Annotated in this window: 12 protein-coding genes; 10 read left to right on the top strand and 2 right to left on the bottom strand. The window is 43.6% G+C overall.

The features are described 5' to 3' along the window. The first annotated feature begins 148 nt into the window (after window positions 1-148). From ACQKL0_RS10530 to ACQKL0_RS10485, 10 genes are all read left to right on the top strand, one after another. Window positions 149-1,018 (top strand): N-acetylneuraminate lyase, encoded by an 870-nt coding sequence (locus tag ACQKL0_RS10530; RefSeq protein ID WP_402873563.1) that lies wholly within the window; start codon window positions 149-151, stop codon window positions 1,016-1,018. A gap of 169 nt (window positions 1,019-1,187) precedes the next feature. After that, entirely contained in the window at window positions 1,188-2,726 is a 1,539-nt protein-coding gene (locus ACQKL0_RS10525) for a sodium:solute symporter (RefSeq protein ID WP_427687416.1), read from the top strand. Between the two features lie 153 nt (window positions 2,727-2,879). Beyond that, window positions 2,880-4,073: an N-acetylglucosamine-6-phosphate deacetylase gene (gene nagA, locus ACQKL0_RS10520; RefSeq protein ID WP_427687844.1), complete on the top strand. Its 1,194-nt coding sequence runs from the start codon at window positions 2,880-2,882 to the stop codon at window positions 4,071-4,073. A gap of 1 nt (window position 4,074) precedes the next feature. Further along, entirely contained in the window at window positions 4,075-4,812 is a 738-nt protein-coding gene (nagB, locus tag ACQKL0_RS10515) for a glucosamine-6-phosphate deaminase (protein WP_427687414.1), read from the top strand. Window positions 4,813-4,937: 125 nt separating this feature from the next. Then, window positions 4,938-6,335 carry a right-handed parallel beta-helix repeat-containing protein gene (locus ACQKL0_RS10510; protein WP_427687412.1) on the top strand — a complete coding sequence of 466 codons (1,398 nt, stop codon included), beginning with the start codon at window positions 4,938-4,940 and terminating at the stop codon, window positions 6,333-6,335. A 102-nt stretch (window positions 6,336-6,437) separates the two neighbouring features. Beyond that, complete coding sequence (blaOXA, locus tag ACQKL0_RS10505) at window positions 6,438-7,250, top strand: class D beta-lactamase (protein ID WP_427687410.1); 813 nt, start codon at window positions 6,438-6,440, stop codon at window positions 7,248-7,250. A 230-nt stretch (window positions 7,251-7,480) separates the two neighbouring features. Then, window positions 7,481-8,266: an SDR family oxidoreductase gene (locus ACQKL0_RS10500; RefSeq protein WP_402957641.1), complete on the top strand. Its 786-nt coding sequence runs from the start codon at window positions 7,481-7,483 to the stop codon at window positions 8,264-8,266. 100 nt (window positions 8,267-8,366) lie between these two features. Continuing rightward, a complete protein-coding gene (locus tag ACQKL0_RS10495) occupies window positions 8,367-8,861 on the top strand; it encodes a hypothetical protein (protein ID WP_427687408.1) in 495 nt (164 codons plus the stop codon). A gap of 139 nt (window positions 8,862-9,000) precedes the next feature. After that, on the top strand, window positions 9,001-9,354 hold the full coding sequence (locus tag ACQKL0_RS10490; protein WP_403122407.1) for a hypothetical protein: 354 nt from the start codon (window positions 9,001-9,003) through the stop codon (window positions 9,352-9,354). Window positions 9,355-9,582: 228 nt separating this feature from the next. Next, window positions 9,583-9,783: a YkvA family protein gene (locus ACQKL0_RS10485; RefSeq protein ID WP_427687405.1), complete on the top strand. Its 201-nt coding sequence runs from the start codon at window positions 9,583-9,585 to the stop codon at window positions 9,781-9,783. Between the two features lie 83 nt (window positions 9,784-9,866). Here the strand turns inward: ACQKL0_RS10485 and ACQKL0_RS10480 are convergent, their stop codons facing one another. Further along, window positions 9,867-14,192 (bottom strand): S8 family serine peptidase, encoded by a 4,326-nt coding sequence (locus ACQKL0_RS10480; RefSeq protein ID WP_427687404.1) that lies wholly within the window; start codon window positions 14,190-14,192, stop codon window positions 9,867-9,869. A gap of 416 nt (window positions 14,193-14,608) precedes the next feature. After that, window positions 14,609-15,274 (bottom strand): BclA C-terminal domain-containing protein (locus tag ACQKL0_RS10475; protein WP_427687402.1); only part of this gene is annotated, 666 nt, incomplete at its 5' end.

The following is a 15,274-nucleotide window of genomic DNA, read 5'->3' as shown; positions in this document are numbered from 1 at the left end:
CCATATTATAGAAATTAAGGAAAGGGATTGCTGAAATTTGTTGACATTTTTATGAAAGGCTTTTATGATAAATTTGTAAATAAAAATTGGTCTGACAATATTATATCTTTGTTATCTGAATTTTTCAAACTAATTAGGGGGTTAAGATATGAAGGGGTTATTTTCAGCACTACTGATACCATTTGATGAAAATGGGAAGATTATCGAACAAGGCTTGCGTGAGATCGTTAGACAAAATATTGATGTTCAGAAAGTGGACGGACTATATGTGAATGGTAGCTCAGGTGAAAACTTCATGCTATCTACCGATCAAAAAAAGCGAATTTTCGAAATTGTCAGTGAAGAGAGTAAAGGGGAGGTCAAGCTAATTGCCCAGGTAGGATCGATCAATCTGGACGAAGCCGTTGAACTGGGTCAATTTGCAACAGAGCTTGGCTATGACAGTCTATCAGCCGTCACGCCGTTTTACTATAAGTTCAATTTTGAAGAGATCAAGCATTACTATGAAACCATCATTGATAATACAGGCAATAATATGATCATTTACGCCATTCCATTCTTAACGGGTGTATCGATGAACATGGATCAATTTGAGGAACTCTTTCAAAATGACAAAGTCATCGGCGTGAAATATACGGATGGAGACTTCTACTTATTGGAGCGACTTCGTAAAAGATTCCCAGATAAACTGATCTATTCCGGATTCGATGAAATGCTTATCTATGGAGCCATTTCAGGAGTGGATGGGGCAATCGGGAGTACATATAATATCAATGGAAAGCGATCTAGACAGATTTTGGAGTTGGCGCAAAGTGGCAAGGTAGCGGAGGCGTATGAGATTCAGCACGTCACCAATGACCTTATTGAAAGAGTGCTAGATTTGGGATTATATCAAACGTTGAAAGAAGTACTGAATGTAAAAGGCATCCAAGCAGGTACGGTCAAAAAACCGATGGCTCCATTTGATTCAAGCAAAAGGGAAGAAGTGGAACAACTCGTAAAAGATTTTAACTTATAAGATAGCTCATAGATAGAATGTGTTGGACACTTAACTATCTGATTTTTCTGTAATCACGATGTACCGCAAGGGCCGTGCCACTCTTTTTTTAAAAGAAGAGGGGGGCAGGCGCTTTTGTTACCTTTTAAGGAAGCTCTATAAAATGATTTTATGATGAGGGGTGTATTATATGGAGAAGATTAGTTTTGGCGTGGCTAACTGGGCTGTCATGGTGGTCTATCTACTAGCGATGCTAGCAGTGGGGCTTTATTTTACAAAGAAATCTGGTAAGAATACTGATGCGTTCTTTACCGCAGGCGGTAAGATTCCTGCTTGGGCCGCGGGTTTCAGTATCTATGCTACAACGTTAAGTGCGATTACGTATATGTCGACACCAGAACAGGCATTTTTATCTGATTGGACTTATGCAGCAGGTAATCTATCAATACTGGCCATCATACCTGTGTTGATCTATTTTTATATTCCTTTCTTTAGAAAGCTGAATGTCACGACGGCCTATGAATATTTAGAGGAACGCTTTGGTGTATCTCTTCGCGTGATAGGAAGTTTACTCTTTACACTTTTCCACATTGGCCGTATAGCGATTGTCGTCTACTTGCCAACGCTTGCCATTACACTCGTTTCCGATATAAATCCCTTTATCATAGCTCTTGCGGTTGGAGGTTTATGTATTGTTTATACGTTCCTCGGGGGGATTGAAGGGGTCATTTGGAGCGATGTGATTCAAGGGATTATCCTTCTAGGCGGTGCCGTATTACTTGTCGTCCTGGGAATCTTCTCTATCGATGGCGGACTCTCGACAGTTATCGATGATGCGGTCAACAACAAGAAAGTGGTAACGGCAGACAGTTTCAAGTTCAGTGCCGTCACGGCAGCCATCCCGATTATCTTCTTAGGCTCCATCTTTAATAATCTACATCAATATACAGCCAGTCAAGACGTCGTACAACGTTATCAAACGACTAGTTCAATCAAAGAGACCAATAAGTCTTTGTGGACCAATGGAATCTTGGCTCTTATCACGATCCCTGTCTTTTTTGGATTTGGTACCGTCCTTTATAGTTACTATACGAATGTTGAAGCCCTTCCAGAAGGATTTAATACTTCAGCCATCGTGCCGTATTTCATCGTTTCAAGTTTACCAGCGGGGGTAGCGGGCTTACTGATCGCCGCCATATTTGCCGCTTGCCAATCTACAATCTCCTCTAGTTTAAATAGTATTTCCGCTTGTGTAACCGTCGATTTTAAACAAAGATTTTTAGGTACAAATGAAAAAAGTGATGTATTATTGGCGAGAATTGTCATTATCGCGTCTGGTGTACTGGGTATGGTAGCCGCTTTATATCTCATTTCAAGCAATCAAGCTGAAACATGGAACTTGTTCTTGGCTATCACAGGATTATTCGGTGTTCCGATTGCCGGGATCTTTGCTCTTGGGATATTCACGAAACGTGCCAATACACCTGGAGTATTGATCGGTCTATTCTTAAGCGCGATTACCTCCTATTTCGTGCAACAAACAGACATGACACCGTTCATCGTTAGTATCGTATCGTTCTTTACTTCTTTTGTATTCGGATATCTTGTGAGTTTGTTATTCCCGAAGTTCAACAAAAACACCACAGGGTTGACCATTTATACGAAAAACGAAGAATATGTGAAGCCTAACCTACACCCAGAACCGCAATCCAAGTCTAAAGCCGTGTAAGAAAGTCTAATATAAGGATAGCCAGTCATGTTGATGATTGGCTATTTACTACTTTTACCCAAAGCATGACAAAAATAAAAAAAGGGTTTTTACCCTTGGATAGTGAACATAAATACATGGATAAGAGAAGGGGATTTTGTGAAGATCAATCAAATGAAATGCATGATCTTTAAGAATATAACGATTTACAGTGAAAGAAAAAGGATTGAATGTGGGTTTTTAATGGCGAAGGATGGAAAAATCGTTGCCTTTGGTTCTATGGATGATATTAATGACTTAGAGTTTAAGGGTGAGGTCATTGATTTTCATGCCCTGCCGGATTATAAGGTGATACCGGGAATGATCGACATTCATATTCATGGCGTAAATGGCGCCGATACCATGGACGCAACGCAGGAAGCGTTAAAGCGCATGGCTGAAGCCCTTCCGGGGGAAGGGACGACGAGTTTTTTAGCGACCACCATGACACAGGAACCCCAAGCCATCGAGAACGCGTTAATGAATGCCGGTCAGTACATCGATGACCATCAGCCAGCGGGAATGGCTGAAATCGTTGGCATTCATTTAGAAGGGCCCTTCGTCAATCCAAAGATGGCCGGGGCACAGCCAGCGCAATATATGATCGATCCGGATCTACACATCTTTAAAAAGTGGAATGAGTTATCGAATGATCATGTCAAAGTCGTTACGCTTGCACCGGAACAGCCAGGTGGAAGCGAATTAATCCGTTATTTAAAGGAACATGGAGTTGTGGCCTCCATTGGCCATTCAGATGCGACCTATGACGAAGTGGATCAAGCGATTACGGATGGCGCCACCCAAGTCACGCATCTGTTTAATCAAATGAAAGGCCTGCATCACCGTGAACCGGGAGTGGCCGGAGCGGCACTTTTACGTGACGAATTGAAAGCGGAAATGATCCTGGATGGCATTCATGTCCGTCCGGAAATCGTCAAGCTTGCCTATAAACAAAAGTCAAAAGAAGGGCTCCTTTTAATCACCGATTCCATGCGGGCGAAGTGCCTGAAAAACGGAACCTACGATTTAGGGGGCCAAGACGTGACGGTGAAAGATGGGAAGGCGGTTCTTACGGACGGGACACTGGCAGGGAGCATCCTGAAAATGGGGCAAGCGGTTAAGAACCTCTTATCCTATACGAATTGTCCGCTTGAAGATGCCATTGAAATGGCGGCCCTGAACCCGGCCAAACAGCTTCAACTTGATGATAGAAAAGGAAGCATCCGAGTAGGGAAAGATGCGGACTTAGTCATTTTGAACGAGGAAAATGAAGTGGTCATGACCATCTGTAGAGGAGAAATGGCATATAGCATAATGGAGGTTGAATAATATGGAAATCGTTGAAGCTCAAAACTATGATGAAATGAGCCAGAAAGCAGCATACCTTATTCTGGACAAAGTAAAACGGACACCTTCTCTTGTATTGGGCCTTGCGACTGGAGGAACGCCGGTCGGGACGTATCAACACTTAGTGAAGGACTATCAGGAACATCAGACCTCCTATCGCCATGTTCATACCGTGAACCTGGACGAATATGTAGGAGTGGAAAAGGATCATCCCACTAGTTACCATACATATATGAAGGACCATCTCTTTAACCATATCGATATCCCGATCAAACAAACTCATTTGCCGGATACCATGGCACCAGACTTACAAGCAGAATGTCAAAGGTATGAAGAGCTCATTGAAAACCTTGGTGGGATAGACCTTCAGCTATTGGGGATTGGGGTGAATGGCCATATTGGATTCAATGAGCCAGGCACACCTTTTGCCTCCACCACGAATGTAGTGGAGCTTACAGCCTCCACAAGAGAAAAGAATGCCCGCTATTTTGATAATCCCTTCGACGTACCAAAACACGCGGTAACGATGGGAATCTCGACGATCATGAAGAGTAAACAAATCGTACTCCTCGTGTCCGGAAAGCAAAAGGCCCATATTTTATACAAACTACTATCTGAACCAACCAATGAGCAAGTCCCAGCTTCCATCCTAAAACAACACGAAAATGTAATGATTATTGCCGATCAAGAAGCTTTGGCGGAACTCAAACAGAACTGTTAACGGGGTTGCAATGATCTTGCCGTTCCGTATGATAAGGTTAACCAGTTTTTATTGGTTAACCTTTTTTTGTTGAAGATTCTTAGGATTTATTATGTAAGACAATCAGAAGATGAGGGGGCACGAACTTGAACAAGAAAAGAAGAGCCGTACTGTTTCTTTTGTTAGCTTTTTCTATTGGGCTTGTCCTTTATGGACTATCCGGGCAAGCCACTCAGGAAAATAACAAATTGTATGTGTCTTCCGCTGGGGATGACAAAAACGTCGGAAGTAAGAAAGAACCTTTAAGAACCATACAGAAAGCCGTCGATTTAGCAAAACCGGGTACAACTGTCCATGTTCGAAAAGGAGTCTACAATGAACAAGTCGTCATACGGAAATCCGGGAAAGAAAATGCCCCTATCACCATCAAGGCCCACCCAAACGAAAAGGCGATCATCGATGGGAGGGGCCTAAAGGTTTCATGGGATGACCAGGGCTTAGTATCGATACATAATCAAAGCTATGTCACCATCGATGGATTAGACATCCAACATTATAAAACCGAACAAGAGGATTTAGTGCCAATCGGAATATCCGTTAGCGGAAGCGGAAAGGGTATCCGTATTTTGCGTAATCAAGTTCATCATATTGAAACACTTCATGAAAACGGGAATGCCCATGGGATTGCTGTGTATGGCACCGAAGCACCGCAAGCGATTGAAGATATCATCCTTTCAGGCAATATACTAGAAGAGATGAAACTCGGTGCCAGTGAAACGTTGGTGCTGAATGGTAATATATCAAACTTCCAGGTTACAAATAACATCGTCAGGAGAAATGACAATATCGGAATCGATGTTATTGGGTTTGAAGGTGTGTCTCCTGTTGAAAAATTTGATCAGGCAAGGAACGGTTTCATCCGTAACAACACAGTCTATGAAATATCCAGTTACGGAAATCCAGCCTACGGAAACCAATATGCGGCTGGCGGAATCTATGTCGACGGGGGTAAAGATATCGTGATCGAGAAGAATAGGGTGTATAAAAACGATATAGGAGTCGAAGCGGCTAGCGAGCATGAGGGCAAAGTTACACGTTCCATCACCATCCAAAACAATTCGATTTATGAAAATAGAAGTGCGGGCATTGCAATAGGAGGGTATGACAGGAAAAGAGGAAGCACCATAAACAGTACAATTACCGACAACGTCTTGTATAAAAATGATACGGAATTTCAAGAGGGCGGACAGATATTGCTTCAATATCATACAAACCATAATAGAATCGAAAACAACATCATGGTCGCGGGTGATTCCAATCTCCTTATCAGCAACCCTTTCAAGCAAAACAAAGGGAACATACTAGATAACAATGTCTACTACCTGCATGAGGGAGAGAAAGAAACGCGCTGGATATGGAAAACGGAAGAGATCATGGGGTTCTCTGCCTTTAAAAAGAGAAGTCTTCAAGATACGAATAGTATGTTTCAGAAGCCGAAGTTCGTGAATGAAAGGAAACGAGATTTCCGGCTCAAGTCCGAATAAATTCGGTTAACGGTATAATAGCATCATTTTGGATTTTCCATATTTTTGTTATGTTTAAAGTGATAGATTGGCAGGAAATATAGTCAGAGGGAGGAAGGGAATATGAATAATAGAAGGAATTTGCTTTTTTTCTTAGCGTGCCTGTGTGCAGTGGTTCTTTTCATTACAAGTGTTCAACAGCCAAGTGAAGCGAACGCTGCCAAGGACAACATGAATCTTAAGAAGCTGGAAGTCGATGAATTCTTTACGAACCATGACGGAACATTCATATTACGCGATTTGAAAAAAGAAAAGACATTCGTCTATAACGAGGAACGCGCGAATCAACGGTTTGCACCGCAATCGACTTTCAAAGTGCCAAATTCCTTGATTGGCTTGCAAGTTGGCGCTGTAGAAGATGAATATGACATTAAGTATTGGGATGGTGTGGAGCGGGAAATCGAGGCTTGGAACCAAGATCATACGCTCGGGTCTGCGATGAGGAATTCTGTCGTTTGGTATTATCAAGCGATGGCTCGTGACATTGGAGAGAAGCAAATGGAGGAATGGGTTCGTACCATATCTTATGGCAACCAAGATAGTAGTGGAGGCATCGACCAGTTCTGGTTAAGCAGTTCACTCGAAATTTCACCAATAGAACAAGTAGACTTTATGGAGAAACTATATAAAGAGAACCTTCCCTTTGATAAGGATGTCATGAAAACCGTGAAGCGCATGATGATCCAGAAGGAAGGCGATGACTTTACCCTTTACGGGAAAACAGGGCAAGGGTCAGGGATAGGCTGGTATGTCGGTTTTATCAAAACAGACAATCATGCGTATAGTTTTGCTACGAATATTGCCGGAACAAGCACGGACGCTAAAACCATCACAATGGACATTTTAAAGAAGTACCACGTAATGACAACAGAATGAAACAAAGAATTAGAGGATAGGGTGTTGAAATAAAGGCATGCATCCTCTTTTTTTTATACATACTAGATTAATCACTGAGTCAGGAGTTGTCTTTTAAAGAAGATTTTTCGTGTTCCGTCAATTCATTCTGACAATTTTTACAGTGAATATTATCTGAAAAACGAATGACTGAAACCAGGTAGGGAAGAATATCAGCGAGTCTGATTACTTTTTTTAATGGAGGAATGAAGATGAACAATCGTTTTGACGATAAAGTCGTGCTGATTACAGGAGCCGGATCCGGACTGGGACAGGCTTCTGCCCTGCAAGTGGCCAAAGAAGGGGCGAAACTTTCCTTGGTCGATGTGAAAAGTGATTCCTTGGAAACAACGGAAAAATTGATTCGTGAAGCGGTCCCCAAGGCGGAAGTGCACTTGATTACGGCGGACGTTTCAAAGGAAGGTGATGTGAAGAAGTATGTGGATGAAACGGTGGATCGATTCGGCCGCATCGACAGTTTCTTCAATAACGCCGGGATCGAAGGGAAACAGAACCTGACGGAGGATTATGGAATCGATGAGTTCCGCAGAGTGGTGGGGGTGAACCTGAACGGGGTTTTCTTCGGGATGAAGTATGTACTGGAAATCATGAAAAAGCAGAAGTTCGGCACAATTGTCAATACGGCATCTGTCGGTGGAATCCGCGGCGTGGGGAACCAATCAGGCTATGCGGCAAGTAAGCATGGTGTCGTCGGATTGACCAGAAACTCCGGAATCGAGTATGGCCAGTACGGCATCAGCATCAAGGCGATCGCTCCGGGTGCGATCATGACGCCGATGGTCGAAGCTTCCTTGAAACAGATGGGTGGCGAGAATTGGGAGGCAGCCGGTAAGGAATTCGTCAGCGTCAACCCGATGAAACGCTTTGGGAAACCGGAAGAGGTCGGGTACTTGGTCGCTTTCCTTCTTTCCGAACAGGCAACCTTCATCAATGCCGCCGTCATTCCAATCGACGGTGGACAGTCGTATAAATATTAAGTAGTAAGCCATGATCTTTTCGCTCAAAGCGAAAGGGTCTTTTTTATTGAATTGCGTTCCTTCTATTAATAAGGTATGAATGATAATAGGGCGATTTCAAATGGGGGACACGACACGAGTGGAAACGAAAATCCTGTTTTATAAAAGATATGAAGGAAAAGCAAAGGCTATTGATTATGTTAATTGGGCCTATCAAAAATTAATAGATGGGTCTTCGGTGGACTCATTAAAAACCCTAGCATCCTTTAGAGAACCGCTTAACCAATTCGAGGTAGAGGATTATTTTCAAAGGGTGATAAAAGAATGGAAAATGCCGGTGCCTACACATGAAGAGTGTGCGAAGGCCTACTTGCATCATTTATTACGACAAATCGTCGGGGAAGATAGACATGTCACGCATATAGCTTACGAAGTGTATGAAGTGGTTCGCGAACACTTTAATGAGCTGAATGTATGGTATGACATTAGTGAAATGATAGACGAATTTCATTGTGGGGAAAATAGACTAAGAGGGAACCTAACGTGGGAGCAGTTTCTTTCCATGATCAAGCGAGAAGCAGAAAAACAATTAGAAAGTGAATTCTTCCTCCAGTAAAGGTGCTATAGACTTACGGAGAGACCACTTATTGTAGGTAGGATTTCCTTTGTTGGAGGAAACGTAATAAACTTTTTCAATTCTTCCGTCCAAGTGGCATATACATATAAGCGATCTTGTAATGAGAAGGAGGATTGCTTTGGACGGAGTAACGTTATATGATATCTTCTTCATCGTGGCGACCGAAATCATCTTGCTTGCGACAGTGGTGCTTACCTTACTTTGGGTCATCCGGGCACGGAAGGAAAAGGTTCATTTTCTACTTGCATTTATCATTATTGCTTTTCAGCTTGTATGGAATGTCGCATCCAACTATTTCATGATGACCGCGATTTTGATTCCAGGTGTATCGGTGGTTCTGATGTTGACCTGGAGGCTTTTCATCCGGGATGAATACACGAAAAGCCGGTTGTTCAGTGCGGCGCTTCTGCTACAGGGTATCTGGTTTGTTTTGTATATCGTCGTGCTAATCGAAAACTGGTTAGGTTTTTAGCCATCGGAAGGCCCTTACATGGTGAGGGTCTTTTTATTTAGACTGAATGTCGGATTACTGGTGTTGAATGTTGAATTATTGGCGTGAATGTTGAATTATTAGCTTGAATGTCGAATTAATCCGATCTATGGTTGAATTCTAACGATTACAGCTCTGTTTAAGAATCGATTTTCCATGAATTGTGCGCTATACTGAATGAAACTCGTCTTAAAGGAGATTGACCAGCCCGTGTTTAATAGATTAACGAAGAAAACAAAGGTAGCTCTAGTAGCTTCCATCTTATATGTGATTGTACCGACGGATCTCATTCCGGATTTTATAGTAGGTTTCGGACAGGTTGATGACGCAGCTGTACTGCTCTACCTAGGCAAATGTTTATACACAGATTTGTTTACCAAGAAGTCTCGTCCTGACGTCTTAAAAGGGTAGTAGATTAATAGGTAAAAGTTACTTAATCATAAAAAAAAAGCCATGCTCCCAGCCGATAGGCTGGAAGGCATGGCTTTTTCTTTTTACTTTTGAGCGTTAATCCAAAGCTTACCTGTTGCTCTTTGTGTTGTAACATTACCGTAGCTATCTTGGGCTTTTACCTCAACGACGGCACCTGGTGCTTTTACATTCGTCGTGGCTGTGTAGTAGCCGACATAATGTCCTGCTGATGTTTCTTTCATTGGTAATTCCGTTGCATTGGCAACGCCACCTGCATTTGTCAAAGGCATCAAGATGGAGAAATCTGCGGTTAGGCCTGGTTCACTGTCAAATTCGATTTTGACGGATTCCCCATTTTTTAAGACCTTATCCTGATTTGGCACTAAACCAGAGATTTCTGGAGCTGTGAATTTCACATCGATGGAAATGGTTTTCGTGACTGAATTGCCTGCCTTATCAAGTGCGACTACCTTGATTTTATTGATTCCTTCGTCAAGTAGAAGGCGATAAGAGAATGTGTTATCTTTCACTTCGGCCTTCTTCCCGTTCACTTTAACTGAATCCAGGTTTTCATCCGAGATGGTACCCTTCACGGTTACCGTTTCGCGGTTTACTTTGCTGCCATCAGTTGGTGAAGTAATGGCGAGTGTTGGCTTTTTCGTATCCAATATCACCGTTACAGGAGCGGATGCCTCAGTCGTGCCTTGGCTAGTCCGAGCTTTTGCAGTCAACGTGTTTTCCCCGTTGTTTAATGTGACAGGGACGGAGAATGTTCCTTCATCAGTAGAATCTGTTGTTGCCACTTTTTCTCCTTTGTTGAAAATATCCACTTTCGTTGTCGGTGCGGATGTACCTTCAACGGTCACTTCTTTTTGATTCGAATAAGAACCATCTTTAGGAGAGGTGATGACAGGTTCTTTTACTTCGTAATCGACCGTTGCCCGAATCATGTAATTTCCTTCTTCAGCTGGGGCTGGTGACCAAGCACCGCTTACACCCTGCCAGCTTCGGCCTGCATTCGGTCCATCTTCATCTGTAGCTAGACCTGGTGCATTCGGATTGGCTTTTGTTTGGGTATAAACCATAAAGAAGTCGCCTTCAACCATGATGCCATGTTCGCTAAGATCAACATGTGTCCATTGACCGTTACGTAAGGCCGTTTCGGTGAAAGGTCCAGCGATTTTCTTGCCAGGTGATCCGTCTGTTCCAGAAGCATCATATACGGAAACTTGGAACTCAGTCCCACCTGGGGTAGGCCATGTTGTATCCCAGAAGCGTAAAAGAGCGCCGGTTACATTGGCCGTTTTATTCCCTGAAGCCAAGGACATTTTCACAGCCCAGCTGTTGCCTGCCGCATTATAGGCACGGGCGTTTTCAGCTGTTCCATCATCATATTTGATTTCATCCGGGTACCCGATGAACGGTTTAAGTTCGATGTTTTTCGTGGTAGTTTCTTCAGAAATCGTCACGGATGCTTCATTGCCGTAATAAGAAGGAGCCATGACTTTTAACGTGTAAGTTCCTTCATAAGCAGTTAGTGAGTACTCACCGTCTGCATTTGTCGTTACTGGTTGGATAGCCGCATCCTCAAGAAGGTAAACGGTAGCACCAGCGACTGGTTCACCAGTTACTTTATTGGTGATGGTACCATTGATCGTTCCTTTAGGAATTTCCTGAAGGGTAAAGTTAGCTGTTGAAGTTGCATCCTGTTCGACGTTCACTCGCGCTGTTTGTGAACGATACCCATATGTTTCTGCTTGCATCGTATACGTACCTGTTGCATGTGTAAGTTGGTATGATCCATCTTGTGGGTTTGTATACACAGAACGACCGGTTTCTAAAACACTTACCTGTGCCTGTAATGGAAGAAGCACGGGTGCCGGTTGTTCTTTTTCAGCTTCTTTTTCTTCTTTTTCGATAACTGGCTTGATTTTGTCAGGATTAACTTGCGGTTTAGCTGATACCGAAGAGTCAGACTTATTGACGCCTAATCCTGCTTTTGCTTTTGTCGTTGGTAGAATCGAAGTATTGGCCAATTTAACATCATCGATATACCAGCCCGGTTTTTGGACGGAGCTATCTGTTGTGACATTAAAGGCGATATAGATTCGTTCTCCAGCATATTCGCTTAGGTTGACTTCTCCGTCGACCCAATTATTGGACTTATCATTGAAACGGGCAGCTTGTACCCAGTTCGTTTCGTCTGTGGAAATGAAGACATGACCGAAATCATAGTTCCTTTCCAGTTCGTACCAGTGCTTGAATTGTAAATAGCTTGTGCCTTCTGGTACATCGACCGGAGGCATGGCCAGGCTCATGTTGGCGCTATTTGCATAGTTTCCAGCCAGGTTTGTAGCATAGACCTTCTGACCGGATGCTGCTGATCCAGGTCCGCTTGTCGGAATGCCCCATTCCCAGTTATTGTTTGTGCCATAAGAATTCCATCCAGTTGGATTTTCTTCAAAATCCTCTGTATAGCCCACGCTGATTCCAGGTAATAGTTCAATGGAATAAGCATTGGAAGTCGTGACGGAGCCACCAAAATCTGTTGCGATCCATTTATAAGTGACTGTATTTCCAGTCAAATCAGCACCTGGGATCGTGGCTTCGTACGTTCCAGACTTATAATCGCCATTCTTTCTTTCTGCCTTGACTTCAGCCCAGCTTCCGTCCGCTTTTTTGTAGCTGAGTTTAACGGCAGTGACACTTACATTATCTGATACTTCAGCTTGAAGCTTTAGGTTCATTTCTTTATACGAATTTTCTGGTGCTTCATGAGAAATGACGGCTGCTTCTGTGTCATCACCAGACTTGGTTACTTGACCTTCGATTTTACCCAGTCCGCTTACAACGGAAGAGACCGCGTCAAATGCGTTTACTAGGCCATAACCATATGCATGATTAGGCGTTGTCGGGTAATTGCTGTCTGTCAAAGGTGTCGCCGTTGTCAGTAGAATTTCCTCAAGTTGGTCAACGGTTAAGCTGGCATTTACCTGTCTTAATAGAGCAGCGACTGCCGTGACATGAGGGCCAGCCATCGATGTTCCATTCCATCCGCCTTCATAGCCACCACCGGAAACAGCAGAACGGATGTTAACGCCAGGTGCTGAAATATCCGGTTTGATTTCCCCGTATGGAGATGGACCCCGTAAAGAGAAATTTCCGACTACGTTGTTAATGTCTGTTGCGCCAGTGGCAAAAGACTCCGGATAGTTCGCTGGGTTAGCTACTGAACCAGCTCCGCCGGGATTCGATGCTGTCGTATTACCTGCAGAAAATTCAGGGAAGATTTCAGCTGCTTTCCAAGCTTGTACCATTGGACGGTACCACTCGTCAAGACCAGCTCCGCCTCCCCAAGAGTTATTGACAACATCCGGTGCTTTCTCCGGATGAGGATTGCCTGCCGCATCTTTTGGGGCGATGATCCATTCACCGGCTTCCAATAAATCAATATCAGAACCTCCAGCTGCAGAAAACGCCTTAACTGCGATGAATTTAGCGCCTGGAGCCACACCGATTTGATTGGATCCATTTGGCTCAGAGCCTACCATTGTACCGATTGTGTGCGTTCCATGATCTAAATCATCATATGGGGAAGCTTGTCCGCTCACCGCATCGAACCAGTTGTATTCATTGTTTGCGACATCTGGGTTGGCAGGGTTATAGCCGCGGTACTTGGTTTTTAATGCCGGGTGGTTCCATTGGACACCTGTATCGATAGAAGCAATAACGGTTCCTGCTCCATCAATGCCCATATCCCATACGGCCGGAGCCCCGATTTTTTCGATGTTCCACTCAATGGAAGATGTGTCTGCTTTGGTTTTACTTGCATTTGGGATTGTAACAGCTTTAGCAGCGATGGTCTTGCTTGCCGGTTTAATAAGCTGTCTTGTTTCATTCGGCATGATTTTATCTACTTCCGGAAGGATGGCGAGTTGCTCCATAACTTCCTTCGTGGCTGTCACGGCAATCGCATTAACGATATAAAAAGATTGAATATCCTTTGCCTTGCCGGCTTTTTCTTGTTTTTCTAAGTAGTTCTTGATATCGACTTGTGTTTCAAGAGCAGTGGCACGAAGCTCCGAAACCACACTCGACCGTTTAAGTAACTTAGCATTGTTTGCAGATAGCTTTTGTGATTTGGCTGTTTTGGCAGCTTTTGAGGAGACGTCCTTGGTGTCTACTTGTTTTTTGAGTTTAACGAGAAAGGTTACCTTTTCATCTTTTTCAAACTGCTTTAGGACCTTGGAGGCCACTTTCTTTTGATTCTTTCCCGCTAATTCATCTTTAGCAGAGGTGTGGAGTTTGTTTGTAGATGCAGCGATGGAGTTTGTTGGAATGATCAGTGATCCAATAAGCATGATGACGAATGCTATTGCTAACCACTTCGTCCTTCGTTTCTTTCGCAAGTCAATTCCCCCTTATTCTATTTTCAAAGAACAGCACCTTTGGCCAATCTAACAGGTACCTTGCACCTCCATTCTTTTTAGTTGGCCAGTATGTAGAACACAGATGTTCCCATAATGATAGCAAACGGATGAATGAGAAAAATGTCGGATTATAGGGCGATAAACTCGAATCAGCCAAAATGAATAGTTTGTAGGAACATCAATTATGGGAAAATAAGGATTAATACCTTCTCCTTTTCACGTAAGGGTGGTAAATTATAGAAAAAACATGCTAATTTACGAGTGTCTAAAGAACTTTGCTTATATGGGATATTAAAAAATGGTAAAAAAATACTGTTTAGCGCAAGTGGAGAGGTGGGTTTCAAGGAAAAACTCCCCATCATAAACAATGGGGAGTTTATATAGAGTATTCGTGCTTAATCCAACTTTCTAAGAAGAATAGAAGCGTTCGTGTTTGTTTGTGTGCCTCCTGCTTGTGTCTGAAGAGTGACTTGGTTCGGAGATAAGTTACGCAAGTTAAGAACATCGCCCTCAGCTAAGGTGACCAATACCTGGCCGGTGTTTTCCAGGGCACCTGAACCAGATCCGTACACGGAACCCGGAACCAATGTGTCATTTACTAATAAACCAAATTGGTTAGGCTCTAAAGTCGATACCGAGAAAGTAACTTCGTAGGTTCCTGGTGTGGTAACGGTTATATCGGGTGAACCTGCTGCATGCGTAATACCCGGTGTAATTGTTCCATTTGTATCAAAAGTAACATCCGTTCCAGCAGCCACTGTTTGAGCTCCTGTATTGTAAACAAATCCGAACTCTGCCAAACCTGTACCCGTTACGCCAGTCGCACCCGTGGCTCCAGTCGCGCCAATGTCGCCAGTAGGTCCCGTGGCTCCAGTCGCGCCAATGTCGCCAGTAGGTCCCGTGGCTCCAGTCGCGCCAATGTCGCCAGTAGGTCCCGTGGCTCCAGTCGCACCAATGTCACCAGTAGGTCCCGTGGCTCCAGTCGCACCAATGTCACCAGTAGGTCCCGTGGCTCCAGTCGCGCCAATGTCGCCAGTAGGTCCCGTGGCTCCAGTCCGGAC

The organism is Peribacillus sp. NPDC097264, assembly GCF_050277925.1.
Taxonomy (GTDB): domain Bacteria; phylum Bacillota; class Bacilli; order Bacillales; family DSM-1321; genus Peribacillus.
The sequence above is the reverse complement of the archived record's forward strand: the minus strand, read 5'-3'. Positions and strand labels throughout refer to the sequence as shown.

Bases quoted from the DNA above. Each gene is read 5' to 3' on its own strand.
- ACQKL0_RS10530 (WP_402873563.1), top strand. From the start codon at position 149: ATGAAGGGGTTATTTTCAGCACTACTGATACCATTTGATGAAAATGGG.
- ACQKL0_RS10525 (WP_427687416.1), top strand. From the start codon at position 1,188: ATGGAGAAGATTAGTTTTGGCGTGGCTAACTGGGCTGTCATGGTGGTC.
- nagA (WP_427687844.1), top strand. From the start codon at position 2,880: ATGAAATGCATGATCTTTAAGAATATAACGATTTACAGTGAAAGAAAA.
- nagB (WP_427687414.1), top strand. From the start codon at position 4,075: ATGGAAATCGTTGAAGCTCAAAACTATGATGAAATGAGCCAGAAAGCA.
- blaOXA (WP_427687410.1), top strand. From the start codon at position 6,438: ATGAATAATAGAAGGAATTTGCTTTTTTTCTTAGCGTGCCTGTGTGCA.
- ACQKL0_RS10500 (WP_402957641.1), top strand. From the start codon at position 7,481: ATGAACAATCGTTTTGACGATAAAGTCGTGCTGATTACAGGAGCCGGA.
- ACQKL0_RS10495 (WP_427687408.1), top strand. From the start codon at position 8,367: ATGGGGGACACGACACGAGTGGAAACGAAAATCCTGTTTTATAAAAGA.